This window comes from Zhouia amylolytica AD3 (genome assembly GCF_000511935.2).
Lineage (GTDB): Bacteria > Bacteroidota > Bacteroidia > Flavobacteriales > Flavobacteriaceae > Zhouia > Zhouia amylolytica.
Genome location: NZ_AYXY01000023.1, coordinates 286,513 through 304,608, shown reverse-complemented (window position 1 = coordinate 304,608; position 18,096 = coordinate 286,513). Strand labels below are relative to the sequence as shown.

At 38.2% G+C, this 18,096-nt stretch carries 13 protein-coding genes; 1 reads left to right on the top strand and 12 read right to left on the bottom strand.

What is annotated here, in order from left to right; translation table 11 throughout:
- Window positions 1–117: 117 nt before the first annotated feature.
- The 8 genes from P278_RS12060 to P278_RS12025 form a co-directional block, all read right to left on the bottom strand.
- Entirely contained in the window at window positions 118–1,296 is a 1,179-nt protein-coding gene (locus P278_RS12060; RefSeq protein WP_038267132.1) for an acyl-CoA dehydrogenase family protein, read from the bottom strand.
- Window positions 1,297–1,376: 80 nt separating this feature from the next.
- Window positions 1,377–2,087 (bottom strand): gluconate 2-dehydrogenase subunit 3 family protein, encoded by a 711-nt coding sequence (locus tag P278_RS12055; RefSeq protein ID WP_038267130.1) that lies wholly within the window; start codon window positions 2,085–2,087, stop codon window positions 1,377–1,379.
- A 10-nt stretch (window positions 2,088–2,097) separates the two neighbouring features.
- Window positions 2,098–3,840 (bottom strand): GMC family oxidoreductase, encoded by a 1,743-nt coding sequence (locus P278_RS12050; RefSeq protein WP_038267127.1) that lies wholly within the window; start codon window positions 3,838–3,840, stop codon window positions 2,098–2,100.
- Between the two features lie 123 nt (window positions 3,841–3,963).
- Window positions 3,964–6,252: a GH92 family glycosyl hydrolase gene (locus P278_RS12045; RefSeq protein ID WP_038267124.1), complete on the bottom strand. Its 2,289-nt coding sequence runs from the start codon at window positions 6,250–6,252 to the stop codon at window positions 3,964–3,966.
- Window positions 6,253–6,388: 136 nt separating this feature from the next.
- Window positions 6,389–7,102 carry a tRNA1(Val) (adenine(37)-N6)-methyltransferase gene (locus tag P278_RS12040; RefSeq protein ID WP_038267121.1) on the bottom strand — a complete coding sequence of 238 codons (714 nt, stop codon included), beginning with the start codon at window positions 7,100–7,102 and terminating at the stop codon, window positions 6,389–6,391.
- Between the two features lie 20 nt (window positions 7,103–7,122).
- Window positions 7,123–7,647, bottom strand: coding sequence for a ribosome maturation factor RimM (gene rimM / locus P278_RS12035; protein WP_038267118.1), 525 nt, complete (start codon window positions 7,645–7,647; stop codon window positions 7,123–7,125).
- Window positions 7,648–7,656: 9 nt separating this feature from the next.
- The gene (locus P278_RS12030; protein WP_038267115.1) at window positions 7,657–8,208 is read right to left on the bottom strand and encodes a 30S ribosomal protein S16; all 552 of its coding nucleotides are present in this window, start codon (window positions 8,206–8,208) and stop codon (window positions 7,657–7,659) included.
- Window positions 8,209–8,344: 136 nt separating this feature from the next.
- Window positions 8,345–11,629: an amidohydrolase family protein gene (locus P278_RS12025; protein ID WP_038267112.1), complete on the bottom strand. Its 3,285-nt coding sequence runs from the start codon at window positions 11,627–11,629 to the stop codon at window positions 8,345–8,347.
- A gap of 137 nt (window positions 11,630–11,766) precedes the next feature.
- Between P278_RS12025 and mfd the strand changes: the two genes are divergently transcribed.
- Window positions 11,767–15,120, top strand: a complete 3,354-nt coding sequence (gene mfd, locus P278_RS12020) for a transcription-repair coupling factor (protein WP_038267109.1) — start codon at window positions 11,767–11,769, stop codon at window positions 15,118–15,120.
- Here the strand turns inward: mfd and P278_RS12015 are convergent.
- From P278_RS12015 to P278_RS12000, 4 genes are all read right to left on the bottom strand, one after another.
- Entirely contained in the window at window positions 15,117–15,785 is a 669-nt protein-coding gene (locus tag P278_RS12015) for an ATP-binding cassette domain-containing protein (protein WP_038267107.1), read from the bottom strand. The two genes, mfd and P278_RS12015, sit on opposite strands and share 4 nt — an antisense overlap.
- Window positions 15,786–16,067: 282 nt before the next feature.
- A complete protein-coding gene (locus tag P278_RS12010) occupies window positions 16,068–16,727 on the bottom strand; it encodes an aspartate kinase (RefSeq protein WP_038267104.1) in 660 nt (219 codons plus the stop codon).
- 98 nt (window positions 16,728–16,825) lie between these two features.
- On the bottom strand, window positions 16,826–17,185 hold the full coding sequence (locus tag P278_RS12005; protein WP_038267102.1) for a YraN family protein: 360 nt from the start codon (window positions 17,183–17,185) through the stop codon (window positions 16,826–16,828).
- A complete protein-coding gene (locus P278_RS12000) occupies window positions 17,185–18,057 on the bottom strand; it encodes a S66 peptidase family protein (RefSeq protein WP_235444284.1) in 873 nt (290 codons plus the stop codon). The genes P278_RS12005 and P278_RS12000 overlap by 1 nt, the downstream gene beginning before the upstream one ends.
- Window positions 18,058–18,096: the final 39 nt, after the last annotated feature.

Sequence of the window (18,096 nt, the reverse complement as noted above, 5' to 3'; positions counted from 1 at the left end):
TAAAAAGGCGCACTATGGTCTTTTGGTATTAAAAGCACATTGTACGCCAGCTTATGTTATTCAATAGAATTGATATTACTTCTCTGCGTGATAATAAAATGTATACATCTGGAGATTTTATTTAAATGCTGGCATTCCGGTAATATCAGCTCCGGTAATTAATAAATGTATATCGTGTGTCCCTTCATAGGTAATCACACTTTCAAGATTCATCATGTGTCTCATAATGCTATATTCTCCGGTGATACCCATACCTCCTAATATCTGTCTTGCTTCTCTGGCAATTTTTAGGGCCATGTCGACATTATTGCGTTTCGCCATAGATATTTGAGCTGTAGTAGCTTTATTTTCATTTTTTAATTGTCCTAAGCGCAATACCATCAATTGGGCTTTGGTGATCTCGGTAAGCATTTCAGCTAGTTTTTTTTGCTGAAGTTGTGTTGCAGCAATGGGTTTGTCGAATTGTATACGCTCCTTTGCGTATCGTAAAGCTGTATCGTAACAATCCATTGCGGCACCAATGGCTCCCCAGGCAATACCATAGCGAGCAGAGTCTAAACAGCCCAATGGAGCGCCTAAGCCGCTTTTTCCGGGCAATAGATTAGTTTTGGGTACTTGTACATTGTCAAATATTAATTCACCAGTAGAAGAAGCTCTCAATGACCATTTGTTGTGTGTTTCAGGGGTGGAAAATCCTTCCATACCTCGTTCTACAATTAATCCGTGTATGCGACCTTCTTCGTTCTTTGCCCACACAATTGCGATGTCTGCAAATGGAGCGTTGGAGATCCACATTTTAGCACCGTTAAGAAGATAGTGATCTCCTTTGTCTTTGAAATTAGTAATCATTCCTCCGGGGTTTGACCCGTGATCTGGTTCTGTTAATCCAAAGCAGCCCATGAATTCTCCCGTGGCTAATTTTGGGAGGTATTTTTGACGTTGTTCTTCTGAGCCATATTTCCAAATTGGATACATGACCAATGAAGACTGCACCGAGGCAGTAGATCTCACACCACTATCTCCACGCTCTATTTCTTGCATGATGAGGCCATAGCTGATTTGATCTAATCCGGCACCACCGTATTTCTCAGGAATGTATGGTCCGAAGGCGCCAATTTCGGCTAACCCGTTAATGATTTGTTTGGGGAATTCAGCCTTCTGAGCGTACTCTTCTATAATAGGAGATATTTCGCGTTTTACCCAGCTGCGAGCTGCATCCCTTACTAATTTATGTTCTTCTGATAATAAGTCGTCTATATTGAAATAGTCGGGCGCTTCAAATAAATCTGGCTTCATGCTAAGTTGGTTTTAATTACTTCAAATATAGCAATGAAATGTAACAAAACAATGATTGTAAGTTTCATTTTTAACAAGCGTTATGCGAGGTCATAATTATCCCAATTGGCTATTTCGTTTCGCTCTTCTGGTTTAATACATTCGTTAAGCGTTTTCTCGTCATAAGATAATTTATGTCGATCCAGTACGTCTCGAGGAACGCCGTCCCAAACATTAGGAACGTTTCCGACATAGCCTAGGTACTCTATACCTTCTTTGCTTGTGAAATACCCTGTTGCCACCAGGTTTCTAATTCTCGAGAAGAATTTAGCGCCTTGTAAAAATTCAGGTTTCACATCATCCGGATAGGCAATATCTTCAATGATTTCAAGTTGTTGCGTCTCAGGGGTGTCTTTAAAGACTTTATCAAATCGTTTGTTGCTTTCGTGGTCTAGCCACATGAGACCGCCACGCATTGGTGTCTGGTGATGAGGCATGTCTTTTACGATAAACTCTAAAAACTCGGGTACCTTTGCATCTGTAGCCGATCCGGAAGTTTCATCTGCGGGAATTATAATATCCGACAAAACCGCCAGTGTGGCCATTTCATGTTCATTGAAGAATGTTTTGCTATATAATTCTTTATCTCTTGCTAATTCTTCGGGAGTTCGGCCATACCCACTTTCTTCAATCTCAGGGGTCGGGGTTTCATTGGCTACTTGTTCTTCAGAATCAGTTAAACATCCGGAAAACATAAATCCGGAAGTAACCGTTCCTGCAACCATTGCTTTTAAGCTTTTTCTTCTATCCATGACTTATGTTTTAAATATTCATTTTTTTAATTTCTTCAGTTAAATATTCAGAGGCTCTCCAAGCCAAGGCAAGTATAGTCCATGTTGGGTTTTTATCGGCCTGTGATACAAATCCACCCCCATCCATAACAAATAGATTAGGAACATCGTGGGCTTGGTTGTATTTGTTTAAAACGGAAGTTTTCGAATTGTCGCCCATTCTTGTGGTGCCGACTTCATGAATAATCCGGCCGGGAACATCTAAGCCATAGTCACTTTCTTTTCCGGGTTTATTTCCTAAGGCTATACCTCCCATATTGTGAATTAATTCTTCGAACGTTTCATGCATATGTTTGGCTTGTTTTCGCTCTTCATCTGTCCATTTATAGTTGAAGCGCAGAACAGGAATACCATATTTGTCTACAACATCCGGATCAATTTCACAATAGTTATCTTTTTGCGGTATACTTTCACCTCTTCCTGCCATGCCAACAATGGCGCCATAGAATCGATTCACATCATTTTTAAAATCCAGACCATAACCACCTGGTTTTTTCATTTGTCCATCTTTTCCAGGAACCAATCCGTTGATATTCTCCATTCCAAAACCTACTCCATAGGCAGGCATTCCCATGCCTCCCCAGAATTCCATGTGATATCCTCTGGTAAAACCAAGGTTTTTACTATCGTTTAACCACCATGGCACATAGAGGTGCATGCCTCCAACGCCATCTTCATTGTAGCGTTTTCTGTCCATTAAAGAAGGTACAAGCGCTGTTCGTGCTGCGCCGGTAGAATCGTGCAGATACTTACCGACAACGCCACTTGAATTCGCTAATCCATTTGGAAATTTAGAAGATTTGGAATTCAAAAGGATTCTTGCTGAACCGCATGCGCTTGCTGCTAAAATAACGACTTTAGCCTTTACCGTATATTCCTGCAGATCATGTTTGTTGATATAAGAAACCCCTGTTGCTTTACCGTTCTCATCTGTGAGTACTTCCCTTACCATTGCATTTACGTATAAATCGACATTGTCGTATTCAAGAGCAGGTTTAACCAAAACGGAAGAGGATGAGAAGTCTCCATAGATGCTGCATGATCTTGAACATTGCTTACAGTAGAAACATGCTCCCCGGCGATTGTCTATTCTTTTTGTAAGAATTGACAAACGGGAAGGGATTACTGGCAGTCCTGATTTTTGCCCCGCTTTTTTAAGGTAAAGTTCATGAAGTCTGGGCTTTGGTGGAGGAAGGAAGTATCCATCCGGTTCATTCGGGATATTTTCCTTCGTACCAAATACCCCTATTAATTTATCGACCTTATCATAATATGGTTTTACATCTTCATAACCAATAGGCCAGTTATCACCTTTGCCATCAAAGTCTTTTCTTTTAAAATCTAAAGGACCGAAACGTAAAGAAATACGACCCCAGTGATTGGTTCGACCTCCTAACATTCTGGAACGAAACCAATCAAACTTAGTTCCGTTTTTGCGGGTGTACGGCTCTCCATCGATTTCCCATCCACCATAAGCCATGTCAAAATCTCCAAATGGTCTTGAAGTCCCAGCACCTCTTCGAGGAGATTCGTAAGGCCATTTAAACTGTGTTTGTTGGTCAGGGTTTGCAGGGTCAAAATTTGGGCCAGCTTCTAATAAAGCTATTTTAAAACCAGCTTCAGAAAGTACTTTGGTAGCCATTCCGCCACCTGCTCCTGAGCCTACAATACATATATCATAAACCTTTGATGATTTCTTAATTTGAAAGGACATAATTCTAAATTGGTTAATAACCTCATAAAATTATGTTTTTGGTAGAGAATTCAAAAAAATATTGAATATAAATTAATAAAGAGAGCACATGTTTAACATTTACATGCACTCCCTTTGTAAGTTTTACTCATTTGATAATGAGAATGGAAAGTCTGATTTTTGAATTCCTCTATTTTTATTTGGCTGTTCACCCATTTCAAAGTCAATTATAGCACCTTCCATCAATGCTGAATGATTAATGAAATTTTTTGAATAATCCTGACCATTAAATTGAGCATTTTGAATGTACTTGTTCTTCTCGCTGTTTTTAGGAGCGTTAATTACTACCTCATTCCCGTTTTCAAGTTTAATGGTAATTTTTTTAAATAAAGGAGCACCAAGTACATATTCATCGGTAGCCGGGCATACGGGATAAAAGCCCATTGAGGAAAACACATACCATGCAGAGGTTTGTCCATTATCTTCATCGCCACAATACCCATTAGGGGTTGGGGCGTACATTCTGTTCATCGTCTCACGAACCCAATGCTGAGCTTTCCATGGCTCACCGGCGTAATTGTAGAGGTAAATCATATGTTGGATGGGTTGATTACCATGAGCGTACTGTCCCATGTTCGCAATTTGCATTTCCCGAATTTCATGTATGACAAAACCGTAGTAACTTTCATCAAAAACAGGAGGTTGGCTAAATACTTTATCGAGTTGAGAAATGAATTCTTCTTTACTACCCATAAGGTCTATAAGCCCTTGAATATCATGGAAAACAGACCAGGTGTAATGCCAGCTGTTTCCTTCCGTAAAGGCATCTCCCCATTTAAAAGGATTGAAAGGCTTCATGAATTCACCATTTTTATTCTTTCCTCTCATCAGCTTTGTTTCAGGGTCATATAGATTCTTGTAATTTAAACTACGTTGCTTGTAAAGTTTGATTTCTTTTTTAGGTCTTTTAAGTGCTTTTGCCAATTGATAAATGGCAAAGTCATCGTATGCATATTCCAACGTTCTCGCTGCATTTTCGTTAATGTCAACATCGTATGGTACATATCCTAATTCGTTATAATATTCTACCCCTGCACGTCCAACAGCAGTTAAAGGACCGGCATTATTAGCACCGTGAATTACAGCTTCATAAAGGGTTTCAATATCGTATTTATGTTCATCGTCTATTTTAAGAAAAGCATCCGCAACGACAGAAGCAGAATTATTCCCAACCATTACATTGCGTAACCCCGGACTTGCCCATTCTGGAAGCCAACCACTTTCTTTGTAAGCATTGGCCAGACCTTCTTGCATTTGAGCATTCAATTCAGGATACATGAGGTTCAAAAAAGGGAATAGTGAACGGAAGGTGTCCCAGAACCCTGTATCGGTAAACATATATCCCGGTAACACTTCCCCGTTATAAGGGCTATAATGAATTACCTTGCCATTTGCGTCATATTCAAAAAACTTTCTAGGGAACAATAAGGAACGATAAAGGCAAGAGTAAAATGTCTTCATTTGATCTGCTGTACCACCCTCAACATTAATTCTGCTTAGTTCTTTGTTCCACTGTGTTCTTCCTTTTTGTTTTAGATTATCAAAGTCGTGATCACCAATTTCATTCAGATTTCTTTCTGCTTGTTCATGGCTTATGAATGAAGAGGCAACCTTAGCATTTACGATCTCTCCTTTTTTAGTTTTAAAGCTAATCACAGCTCCTGCATGTTCTCCTTTTAATTCAAGACCGTCCTTAAGGTCTTTACCATCAAAAGTATTAGTGCTGGTAAAATTTTTATCCAATACTATGATAAAATAGTTTTTAAAGTTTTCAGGAACTCCGCCACTATTTTTGGTGGTATAGCCTATTATTTTATTTTCCTCCGGAATGATTTTCACATAGGAGCCTTTATCAAAGGCGTCTATTACTATATGAGCCTGTTCGGTTTCCGGAAAAGTAAACCGAAAGCGGGCAGCTCGTTCTGTTGGTGTAATTTCCGTGGTAACATCATGATCGGCTAAATATACTTTATAGTAATGAGGTTTTACCGTTTCGGTTTTGTGAGAGAACCAACTGGCGCGATCATCTTCAGTAAATCGTAATTTCCCCGTAACCGGCATGATGGAAAACTGGCCATAATCATTCATCCACGGAGAGGGTTGATGTGTTTGTTTAAAACCTCTTATTTTATCCGCAGTGTACATATAGGCCCAGCCATCACCCATTTTACCTGTTTGTGGGGTCCAAAAGTTCATACCCCATGGTAGGGCTATAGCCGGATATACATTACCATTAGATAAGCTATGCTTTGAATCTGTTCCCATTAATGGAGAGGCCCAATCAACCGGTTCCGTTATTTTATCAATAAAAATATCTTGAGAAATGGCAAGCTGACAGCAAATTGCCATAGTAAAAGTTAAAATTAATTTCATGTGGTAAATACGTTAATAGTTAGTTTGTTTTGACGGAACTAAAATTAAGAATATAAAAAAAAATCCCCATTAATTTTAGCTAAACAACGTAATTACCACTCAGTATGCGGTGAAAAAAAGTATAGATGCCTTTAGATTACATCTTTAAATAAAATTCTTTGGTGAGATTGATGTACTCCTGAGTATACTTATGACGTTCTATTTCAATGGTAAGTTCTGAAGTTTTAATTTCGGTTTCCTGAAAGGAAAACGCTATTAGACTTCTTTTATATTCAGAAACGGGAGTTCCCTTTACATGGGTTACTCTATTTGGATAAAGGCGGAAATGAGCTGCTAATTCAATAAACTTCTGTTCTTCTTTAAATGGGATAATTGTATTGAATTGTCCTTTTTCAGCCAATAATTTAGCTACCCCTTCAAGCAATTGGTCAAATGGAAGTGAGAATGAGTTTCGAGCCATGTCTCTCTGTTGATCGCCGCTAGTGACGTTCTCGGAATAAAAAGGAGGGTTCGAAACAATGAGCTGATATTGATCGTCAATTTCATCCACAAATTCATCAAATCCTGCATGATAGCAAAAAAGACGATCACTCCAGGGAGAGGCTTCGAAGTTTTCCACACATTGCTCAAAGGCGTTGTCGTCTATTTCGATAGCATCCATTAATTCAGCAGGACAACGCTGGGCGAGCATAAGTGATATAAGGCCTGTGCCAGCTCCGATGTCTAATACAGTATAAGGAGCGTGGTCTACTGAGGTCCATGCGCCCAATAAAACACCATCGGTCCCAACTTTCATCGCGCAGCGATTTTGTTTGATAGTGAATTGTTTGAATTTAAATGGCTTACTCATTGATGATGCCTTAAGAAATATTATAAATATAGATCAATTAACCCTTCAGGAGTATTGACGATAATTGTCTTTTTCGATCGATCTATCTTTTTGATAAACTCATCATTAATAGGAATCAAAATTTCCTTGCCATCTTTCTCAATTTCAAAAAGGGCTTGGGATGAATTGTCATTGATATTAACGATTTTGCCGACCAATCCATAATTTTGGTCTTCAATATTAAAACCAATGATTTCGTGATAATAGAATTGGTTACCACTTAATTTCGGCAGAAAATCGAGAGGTAGGTACAGTTCCGACTTCATAAGAGCGTCAGCATCTGCCTCAGAATCTACATCTTCGAGTTTTAACCGGAGTAGATTTGATTTCTGTAGGGAAGATCGTTCGATAAAAAAAGGAATCAGGTTATTGCCGTGAGCAATAAACACTGATTCCAGATTTTTGTATAGTTCAGGTTCGTCAGTGTCGAGTTTGACAAGGATTTCACCTTTAAAACTAAATTTTTTAACAATCTTACCGAGATAGAAGCATTCTTCTTTTCTCATGCAATTTGTTTAAGCTTCCGCTTCTTTGTTTTCATCAGCTTCTGCAGCTGGAGCTTCTTCTGTAGTTTCAGCAGCAGTCTCTTCTGCAACTTCTTCTTCAGCTGGAGCTTCTGCCTCGGCCTGAGCAGCTTTACGCTTCTCGTTTACTTCTTTTTCAGCTTCTAAAGCTTTTGCTTTAGCATCTTCTTTAGCTTTAGCTAAATCTTCTTTTTTAGCAACAACCTTACCTGATTTTTCTTCTAACCAAGCCTCGAATTTTGCTTGAGCTTGCTCTTCAGTTAAAGCCCCTTTTGCTACACCTCCTAATAAGTGGTGCTTTAAAAGTGCTCCTTTGTAAGAAAGAATTCTTTTAGCAGTGTCAGTTGGTTGTGCACCATTCTGTAACCACTGAACTGAAGCATCAACATCTAACTCGATTTGAGCAGGGTTGGTGTTCGGATTGTAAGTTCCTAATTTTGCTAAGAATTTACCATCTCTTTTTGCGCGAACGTCCGCAGCAACTACCCAGTAAAAAGGTTTTCCTTTTCTACCGTGTCTTTGTAATCTAATTTTAACTGGCATAATGCGAATTAATTTTGGGGTACCCGACCCCGATTATTAGTTTAATTAAACCCTTAACTCTTGTAAAGGCGGGTGCAAATATACGCTATTTTCTAGTCTTTACCATAATAGCGTATATATTTTGCTGAATTTTAGTCTATTGGTGTCCGATGTGGCATCCACAACCAGGAACGGTAAAACTTTTGGCCTCTTCATGCCAAGGGAAAGAAGCGTTGTATTTATTGTTTTCCCAATAAAACTCTCCTCGCTCTTTCGGACTATTTCCAATTTCATTCATTGTTTTGGTATCGTATAGTCGACCGTTTACCATGGTGAATTCTACCGATTCAGAGTTGCGGATATTATCCAACGGATTCTTAGAAAGGACAATCAAATCGGCTAATTTTCCTGCTTTAAGTGAACCAATTGAGGCACCGGCTCCAATATAATTTGCCGGATTTATAGTAGCGGTTTTCAATGCGTCGAGGTTACTCATACCACCTTGCTGTATATTCCATAGTTCCCAATGAGCTCCCAAGCCTTGAAGTTGTCCGTGAGCACCAAGATTTACCTTAACACCATTTTTTGCTAATTCCGTAACCGATTTTGAAGTTAATATATGTCCGTTTTCATAATCCTCATCCGGTATCATCATACGAAATCTTGATCTGGAATCTACAATGCCACGAGGGGTGAAATTTAATAGTTTCTCATTTTCCCAAACATTGGTTTTTTGGTACCAATAAAATTCACCATTCACACCGCCATAGTTAACAATAAGAGTTGGGGTGTAACCTACATCGCTGTTACTCCAAAGTTCAATAACATCTTTGTATACCGGCGCTACAGGGATGTTGTGTTCAATACCTGTATGACCATCCATGATCATGCTCAAATTATGAAAGAATGTTGAACCGCCTTCAGGAACAACATTAATATTATATTCTTTGGCAGCCTGCATTACTTGCTGGCGTTGATCACGACGAGGCTGGTTATAGCTCTTTACTGATTGTGCCCCAAAGGCTTTGGTTCTTCTTATTGCGGAACGGGCATCTTCAATATTGTTGATAACCGCCTTAAAGTCTCCATCGGCGCCATATAAAATGAATCCTGTAGAAAATATCCTTGGTCCAACGATCTTACCATTTCTTACCAATTCGGCTAATGAGAAAATGGCTTCCGTATTAGCTGAAGGGTCATGAGAGGTTGTTACCCCGAAAGCGAGATTGGCATAAAACTGCCAATGCTTTTGGGTATTCAGTCCATTTCTAAATCCGCCTACGTGTGCATGGGCGTCAACGATACCCGGCATAATGGTTTTACCGGTAGCGTCATATATTTTTGCTGATGCGGGAACGTCAATTTCGTTTGAATTTCCAACCGCTTCAATTTTGTTTCCATTGATAATAATCGTGCCATTCTCAATAACCTGATCTCCTTCCATGGTAATGATTCGGGCATTGGTGAATGCAATTTTTCCCGTAGGCTTGTCAACGGGAGCTTTGAGATTAATCGGAGTGCCTTTACTGGTGATTTCCGGAATTTTCTTCGGGGAATCCTCAAGAAAAGTAAATCGGTCTGAAACTTTATTGGTAAAATATTCTTCTCCGAGGGTCCAGTAAATGGTCTTGCTGTCCGGAGACCAGTGAAGGTTGACCCCGGCGTCTTTTGAAATTTGAGAGACCGGAATATTCTTTGAGTTGTTGTCAATATCAATAGTTTGTCCATTCATCACTAAAGGAGCAAGATATGCTTTGTGTAAATGGGTGAAAGCAATCCATTTACTATCAGGGCTAGGAACCAGACGGTTAGCGTATTTGGATTTGAGGTGCGTTCGTTCATCCTTTCCGTTTAGGTCAACACTTTTTAAGGTCTTGGTCAGACTACCAAAGTATTCTCCCCCGGTTTGATAAAAAATACGTTTATCATCAGCAGAAAAAGTTGGATGTGCTCCAGATGCCGTAATGAATTTAACATTGCTGCCTTCGGCTGTCATGGTATAGATACCGGGTTTTACAGTGTAAGCGTACCCCATATCACTGTTACCATTTTCTTTTTGGTATACTATACTTTTACCATCATTGGAAAAGGAAGGATTGCGATAGATACTTCTTTCAGAGCTAAGCTTTTCCGGTGTGCCTCCGGAAATGTTTACTTTATAAATTTCTCCTAACTTTTCGTCATTCCACGTAACATAGATGATTTCTTTTCCATCAGGAGAAAATGAAGGTTCAAATTCAAAGTCCTCAGCATTGGTAAGTCGCTTCGGAGTTCCATTCGGTAATTTTTTAGTCCAGATATGTCCGATAGCACTAAAGACAAGTGTTTTTCCGTCAGGGGATGTTTTAGCATCCTTAATAACTTTTACGGTAAAATCCTTGTCCGGAACTGGGTTGTTAAAATGGACAGTTTCTGCAATATTGATGTTAGCGTCTACAGTAAAAGGTATTTCCGTAACCTCGGTAGATTCAATGTTTACCTTATGCAGCTTTCCTTGAGCCCAAAATACGATTTCCTTATTGTCAGGCATCCAGCTGAAGTTGGGGTATACCCCAAAAATAGCCCAGGCGGTTTGCTGGTCTTTACTAAGATTGTCATAGATGGGCCATTCTTCTTTGGTTTCCAGGTCGTGAATGTATAGTACTGATTTGGTGCGAACGCGTTTTATGAAAGCGAGTTTTTTTCCGTCTCTTGAGACGGTGGGTCTTGCTGCACCACCGGGTCCTCCGGTAATGGTCTTGATCTCCCCGGTTTTAAAGTCGTAACGTTTAACCACATAGATTTGCTTATTAGGATCTCTATTGTAATCAAAGGCTCCACCGGGTGCCATATCCTCAGAATAGTAAAGATATCTTCCGTCAGGAGATACAGATGGCTCGTTTACGTCTTGTTGATCGTTTTTGCGTTTTGTAAGTTGAAAACCACTACCGCCCGTAATATGGTATTGCCACATTTCACCAGCACCTAAAGAACGTCCGGAAGTGAAGTGTTTTCGTGCAATTAGAAAATCGCCATCAGGAGTCCATGTGGCATTGTTCAAAAGTCTAAAACTTTCTTTAGTTATTTGACGGGCATTATTACCGTTCCTGTCCATTACCCAGATATTGTCTCCGCCACCAGCGTCGCTGGTAAAGGATATCTGTTCTCCGTTTGGAGAAAATCGGGGTTGTACTTCATAGGCTAACCCTGTTCTTAGCGCTTTAGCCTTTCCTCCATTGATAGGCATGGTGTAAATGTCGCCTAACATATCAAACACAATGGTTTGTCCGTCAGGACTAACATCTAAATTCATCCACGTCCCTTCATTCGTAGTAAATTGATGTTTTTTTAGTTTCCAGTCAGCAGGATTATTCACGTCCCATTTTTCCTTTTCCTGAGCAATCAGGGACAGAGGAATAAATAAGAGCGACAATAATGCAGTTTTAATATGGTTGTAACTCATAGTTGTGAAGAATAAAATTTAGCCGCTAAAATACCCAATATTTTTTGGAGTCGTGTTTAAACACTGTGTTAAAAAAAGTTACCAAATTTTGTTCACGTGTGGCGGGGCTATATCTTTGCTTTAAAATAGTTAAGTACGTGAGTAAAAGTATTATCTCGCAAACCTTTCAAGAGTCTTTGCAACAGCAAAAACTCGGAAAGGCTATTGCCGATTCGCAAAGTAAGGTCCATCTTAAAGGACTGGTGGGTTCGTCATTGTCATTTGTTATTTCAAATGCTTTTCATGAAGCTGAAAAACCATTTCTGTTGGTTTTTAATGATAAAGAAGAGGCGGCTTATTATTTAAATGATCTGGAGCAGTTGATCGGTGAGAAACATGTGCTTTTTTATCCAGGAAGTTACAGGAGGCCTTACCAGATTGAGGAGACAGACAATGCCAATGTTTTGCTCAGAGCAGAGGTTTTGAATCGGATTAATTCCCGTAAAAAACCTGCGATTATCGTCACATATCCTGATGCCCTTTTTGAAAAAGTAGTTACTAAGAAAGAACTGGATAGAAATACTTTGAAAGTGCAGGTTGGGGATAATCTCTCTCTTGATTTTGTTAATGAAGTACTTTTTGAATATAAATTTAAAAGAGTAGATTTTGTAACAGAACCTGGGGAATTTTCTGTTCGTGGAGGTATCGTAGATGTCTTTTCATTTTCACATGATGAACCTTATCGAATAGAATTTTTCGGAGATGAGGTAGATAGTATTCGTACTTTTGATGTAGAGACCCAGTTGTCGAATGAAAGGTTGAAGAAGATCTCCATTATGCCGAATGTCGAGGATAAAATGTTAGAAGAAAGTCGGGAGAGCTTCTTGAAATATATTTCCAGTAAAACGGTAGTTTTTGTTAAAAACATCGATTTGCTCGCTGGACGTTTGGATAACTTTTTTGACAAGGCTGTTCAGGCCTTCGGACAGTTGTCAGATGATGTTAAACACGCCTCTCCCGGGGAACTCTTTTGCTCTTCAGAAGCCATAAAGAAAGATCTTTTCGATTTTACTTTGGTGGAGTTAAGCAATCAGCCATTACTTAAAGCTGATTATTTTATAGATTTTAAAACAAAACCACAGCCTTCATTTAACAAGCAGTTTGATTTATTAATTGATAACCTCAATGAGAATCACCAAAGAGGATATGTAAATTATATATTCTGTGTAAGTGATCAGCAGGCAAAGCGATTCCATGATATTTTTGATGATATAGAAGGAGATGTACATTATAAAACGGTGGTGTTTTCAATGTATCAGGGATTTATTGATGAAGACAACAAGATTGTTTGTTATACAGATCATCAGATATTTGAGCGTTATCATAAGTTTCATTTAAAGAACGGGTATGCTAAAAAGCAAGCTATTACCCTAAAGGAGCTTACCAATCTTGAGGTAGGGGATTATGTAACCCATATAGATCACGGAATAGGAAAGTTCGCCGGGCTGCAGAAGATTGATGTGGAAGGGAAGATGCAGGAAGCTATTAAGCTTATATATGGTGACAGGGATATTCTTTATGTCAGTATACATTCGTTGCATAAAATATCAAAGTATAATGGGAAAGACGGGAAACCCCCTAAGGTTTATAAATTAGGGTCCAATGCCTGGAAAAACCTTAAAAAGAAAACTAAGAACAGGGTTAAGGAAATAGCATTTAACCTCATTAAATTATATGCCAAAAGAAGAACTGAAAAAGGACATCAGTATGGTCCTGATACTTATATGCAAAACGAACTGGAAGCTTCTTTTTTGTATGAAGACACGCCAGATCAGAGTACAGCAACTGCAGATGTAAAAGCAGATATGGAACGTATCCAGCCAATGGATCGTCTGGTTTGTGGTGATGTGGGGTTTGGTAAAACCGAAGTGGCTATTAGAGCTGCTTTTAAAGCCGTCGATAATGGTAAGCAAGTTGCTATTTTGGTGCCAACAACAATTCTGGCTTTTCAACATTATAAAACCTTTACAGAGCGTTTAAAAGGCTTTCCGGTTACCATTGATTACCTGAACAGATTTCGAACCGCTAAGGAGAAGCGGGAAGTGTTGGAACAATTACCTGAAGGAAAGATCGATATTGTAATTGGAACTCACCAGCTTACTAATCCGAAAGTGAAATTTAAAGATTTAGGGTTGTTGATTGTAGATGAGGAACAGAAATTCGGGGTGGCGGTAAAGGATAAATTGAAGACCTTGAAAGAGAATGTAGATGTATTAACCTTAACAGCAACGCCGATTCCAAGAACATTACAGTTTAGTTTAATGGCAGCAAGAGACCTTTCGGTTATTAATACACCACCGCCAAACAGGTACCCAATCGAAAGTCAGGTAATTCGATTTTCCGAAGAAGTGATCAGGGATGCTGTTTCTTACGAGATTCAAAGAGGCGGGCAAGTCTTTTTTATTCATAACAGGATCGAAAACATTAAGGAAGTGGCAGGAATGATTCAACGACTCGTTCCGGATGCAAAAGTTGGAATTGGTCATGGGCAGATGGATGGAAAAAAACTTGAGAAATTAATGCTTTCCTTTATGAATGGCGAGTTTGATGTATTGGTATCTACCACGATAATTGAAAGTGGTTTAGATGTGCCTAATGCCAATACGATTTTTATCAATAATGCGAATAATTTCGGATTGTCGGATCTACATCAAATGCGAGGTAGGGTTGGTAGGAGTAATAAGAAAGCCTTCTGTTATTTCATTACGCCTCCTTATTCTGCAATGACGGAAGATGCCCGAAAGCGTATACAGGCTTTAGAACAATTTACAGAACTAGGTAGTGGATTCAATATCGCCATGAAGGATCTTGAGATTCGAGGCGCTGGAGATTTGTTAGGCGGAGAGCAAAGCGGATTTATAAATGAAATAGGATTTGATACCTATCAGAAAATCTTAAATGAAGCCATTGAAGAATTAAAGGAAAATGAGTTCAAGGACTTATATCCATCGGAGGGGGAAGAGAAAGAATATGTTAAGGAAACCCAGATAGATACTGATTTTGAATTGTTGTTTCCGGACGATTATATTAATAGTATAACGGAACGACTCAATTTATATAATGAATTAAGTAATATTGATTCTGAAGAAAAGCTGGAGGCTTATCAAAGCAGGCTTGAAGATCGTTTTGGTCCTTTGCCTGGTGAAGCTGTAGATCTTTTAAATAGTGTCCGTATCAAATGGATTGCCAATAAAATGGGGTTAGAAAAGGTCGTGATGAAGCAGGGTAGGATGATAGGTTACTTTATTGCAGATCAACAAAGTCCTTTTTATCAAAGTAAAGCATTTCAGCGTGTACTTCAATTTGTGCAATTACATCCTAAACTGTGTAAGATGAAGGAAAAAGAAACGCGTAAAGGATTACGTTTATTATTGAATTTTGACCATGTCAAATCTGTAGAAAAAGCCCTTGTTGTTCTGAATCGGTTTGTTGAAGAAAAAGAAACTGTTTAATTGTAATCGGAAGAAGTTAAATAACCGTTTTCCTTTAGACAATTCTTGTCATTGATTGCGATTTTATGACCTTTTTGGAGTAAGAAGCTACGATTTGAGATTTCAAGTACATCATTATAGTTATGATCAGTGATGATGATGCCTTTGTTTGGTTTAATGTTTAAATAAAATTCTTTAATGAGTTCCTTGTAAAGTGGTTCGATCATGGAAAAAGGTTCATCCAGTAATAAAAACGGGTGTTTTAGATTCCCGACAATTAAGGATTCTAAATACCGAACTTCGCCTTGAGACAGATATCCAATTTTCTTATTCTCGAAAGTTGAAACACGAGGGGCATAAAAAATTTTATCCTGTTCATCTCCTCGATAGCACATGGGTATAAGATTACGCACATTTAATTCTTTTGGTAAGAATGAGGATTGTGGCAGGTATCCGATAAGTTGGGATGATCTTGATTTTTTGGGATTGATCTCCTTCTCGTCAATCGTTAAAGTCATCTGATCGGCTTTCAATGATCCGAATATAATTTTTAACAAAGTAGATTTGCCACAACCGTTTCTTCCAAATACACTTACGATTTCTCCCTTTTCACATTGAACTGATAGATTCGAGATGATACCGTTGTTTCCATAGGACTTATTTAATCCTTCAATGCGTAGTTTCATTTAAATGCTTATTAGGATGCTCATGGAGATAGTAATAATACTATTTAATACAAACGTATTTTTTATGAGACTAAGTTTGGTGTAGCCCAGATTAAGGTATAAGTAATACTCCTGTTTTTTAAAATATTGAAACCCTAATAAGCCAATAATTATACCCAGTGAACAGAATGAAATAAGTCCCCAGAAATAGTTTGAAATAATGCCAAAGATAATTGAGAAGACCAAATTGAAAATAGTTACATCTTTGTAGTATTTCCAAAAGGCCCGTCGGTTTCTCATCTTCTATAACATTTTGAGGTCCTTAATAACCTTAAAGGCTTTATCGACCTGATCTTCACCTACAATAATTGTAAATTCATTGGTTGTTGATATCACCTCGTGTAACACAATACCCTCCCAGGCAAGTCTTTGGAAAATGAAATAGTAAATACCAGGTATAATTACATTTTCTTCAGGAAGCTTTACGCTTATTGATGAAAGGTTGTCTACTTTCTGAGTTGTTTTTTCATCCTTGAAAATTTCTTCAACAAGTTTATCCATACTGTTGCTGACAACAATGTTGGTTTCATTTACTCCTCTGGAAGAAGTATAGAAAACATCCTGATTGTTGTTGATTTCCTGCATCAACTTGGCTTGCTTGTTTAAGATGGTGTCGGAAACTAAAAAAGTGTAGTCTGTTAAAGAGGATCTTACTGTGATCTCTCCAATGTTCTTCAGTACCTTTAAAATGCGGTGAGTAGCTCTGAATTCAAGGTCGGCGGATAACCTTTTTAGAGCCATAACAATAGCACCATTTCTTACTTCTTTTCCTAACTGATCTTCGATATCCGGTTTAATTTCCCTGGATAATGAAGTTAGATTGATAATTCCTTGTGCCAATGCACTTTGCAAGAAAGGCTTGGCCTTAATATACTCTTCTACTACCGATGAAATTGTCTTCATTTTGACACTTTGTTATAAATTGGTTAATGGTGTGATAAAATTAAAGAGTAATGAAATAAAAACAAAAAAATAAACGATTTGTTTTAAATAAAACAAAATTAGAAATGGTAAAAAGCGTCTTCAAAGTGTTGTATAGTAAGGCTTTCAGAGGTTTTTAGAATGGAGATGATGTCGAATCGTACCTCAACATCTAAATCGTTTTCGTAAACGTAATTATCAATGGCTTTAACCAATAATTTTATCTTTTTCTGCGTAATTGCGTCTTCGGGGTTCTGAAAAACGTTCGTTGAACGTGCTTTTACTTCAATTACACATAAGGTGTTTTCTTTTATTGCGATCAGGTCAATTTCGGCTTTTTGAAATCTATAATTTCTTTCGAGAACTTCATACCCTTTTTTAGAAAGATATTCAGCTGCCAATTGCTCTCCTTTTTTGCCAAGATCATTGTGTGTAGCCATTATAAAAATTCCAATCTGGAAAGATCTTTTTTAACAGTTAGTAGGACCTCTTTACCAATAAGAAGTGTTTTATTGTCTTCGATGTGTCCGGCAGGGAAATCAAAAACAATAGGGAAGTTATATGTTGATGTAACATCCAGAATGATTTCTTTTACTGTTTTTCCATACGGAGTGGTGTTGTCTTTAATGTCAGTAAAAGCACCAACAATCAACCCGGACAGTTGATCAAAATAGCCATTTCGTTTTAAGTTGATAAACATGCGGTCTATGTGATACAGGTATTCGTCCAGATCTTCAATAAAAAGTATTTTGTTAGCAGTCTGAATTGAAGATTCGGATCCTAACAGGCTATATAGTATACTTAGGTTACCTCCGACTAATTGTCCTTGTGCAACCCCGCCTTTGTTCTCAGCTGAGGATTTTATTTTATAATCAAGCTTATCTCCTAACAATGCCATTTTTAATGACTGTAACGCCTCCATGGTGTTCTTTTCAATATTAATGGGCATAGTGGCATGAATACTTGTTAGCCCCAAAGTGTGAAGGTGAGAATGTAGTACGGTAACGTCAGAATAGCCAATAATAGGTTTTGGATTCTTTTTAAAATGAGAAAAGTCTAGTTTGTCAATAATTCTTACAGTTCCATAGCCTCCTCTGGCACACCAGATAGCATCAATCTCCGGATGATCCATTGCATACTGAAATTCTGAAGCTCTTTCTTCATCAGTCCCCGCGAATTGATGATTTTCCAAACCAATGGTTTTACTGATTTTATAATCAAATCCCCATTTCATTAAAAGCATAGTGGCAGCCTCAATTTCAGTAAAATCGATTTTTCTTGCTGTAGATGTAATCCAAATAGTTTTCTTCACCGTATATATGTTTAGATTCAAATTACTAGTTAATAACAC

What these genes read in the sequence shown, in the direction of transcription:
- P278_RS12060 (WP_038267132.1), bottom strand. Translation starts at nt 1,296, where the DNA reads ATGAAGCCAGATTTATTTGAAGCGCCCGACTATTTCAATATAGACGAC.
- P278_RS12015 (WP_038267107.1), bottom strand. Translation starts at nt 15,785, where the DNA reads ATGAAACTACGCATTGAAGGATTAAATAAGTCCTATGGAAACAACGGT.
- P278_RS12010 (WP_038267104.1), bottom strand. Translation starts at nt 16,727, where the DNA reads ATGAAGACAATTTCATCGGTAGTAGAAGAGTATATTAAGGCCAAGCCT.
- P278_RS12050 (WP_038267127.1), bottom strand. Translation starts at nt 3,840, where the DNA reads ATGTCCTTTCAAATTAAGAAATCATCAAAGGTTTATGATATATGTATT.
- P278_RS12030 (WP_038267115.1), bottom strand. Translation starts at nt 8,208, where the DNA reads ATGCCAGTTAAAATTAGATTACAAAGACACGGTAGAAAAGGAAAACCT.
- rimM (WP_038267118.1), bottom strand. Translation starts at nt 7,647, where the DNA reads ATGAGAAAAGAAGAATGCTTCTATCTCGGTAAGATTGTTAAAAAATTT.
- P278_RS12045 (WP_038267124.1), bottom strand. Translation starts at nt 6,252, where the DNA reads ATGAAATTAATTTTAACTTTTACTATGGCAATTTGCTGTCAGCTTGCC.
- P278_RS12025 (WP_038267112.1), bottom strand. Translation starts at nt 11,629, where the DNA reads ATGAGTTACAACCATATTAAAACTGCATTATTGTCGCTCTTATTTATT.
- P278_RS12005 (WP_038267102.1), bottom strand. Translation starts at nt 17,185, where the DNA reads ATGGCTACACACAATGATCTTGGCAAAAAAGGAGAGCAATTGGCAGCT.
- P278_RS12040 (WP_038267121.1), bottom strand. Translation starts at nt 7,102, where the DNA reads ATGAGTAAGCCATTTAAATTCAAACAATTCACTATCAAACAAAATCGC.
- P278_RS12055 (WP_038267130.1), bottom strand. Translation starts at nt 2,087, where the DNA reads ATGGATAGAAGAAAAAGCTTAAAAGCAATGGTTGCAGGAACGGTTACT.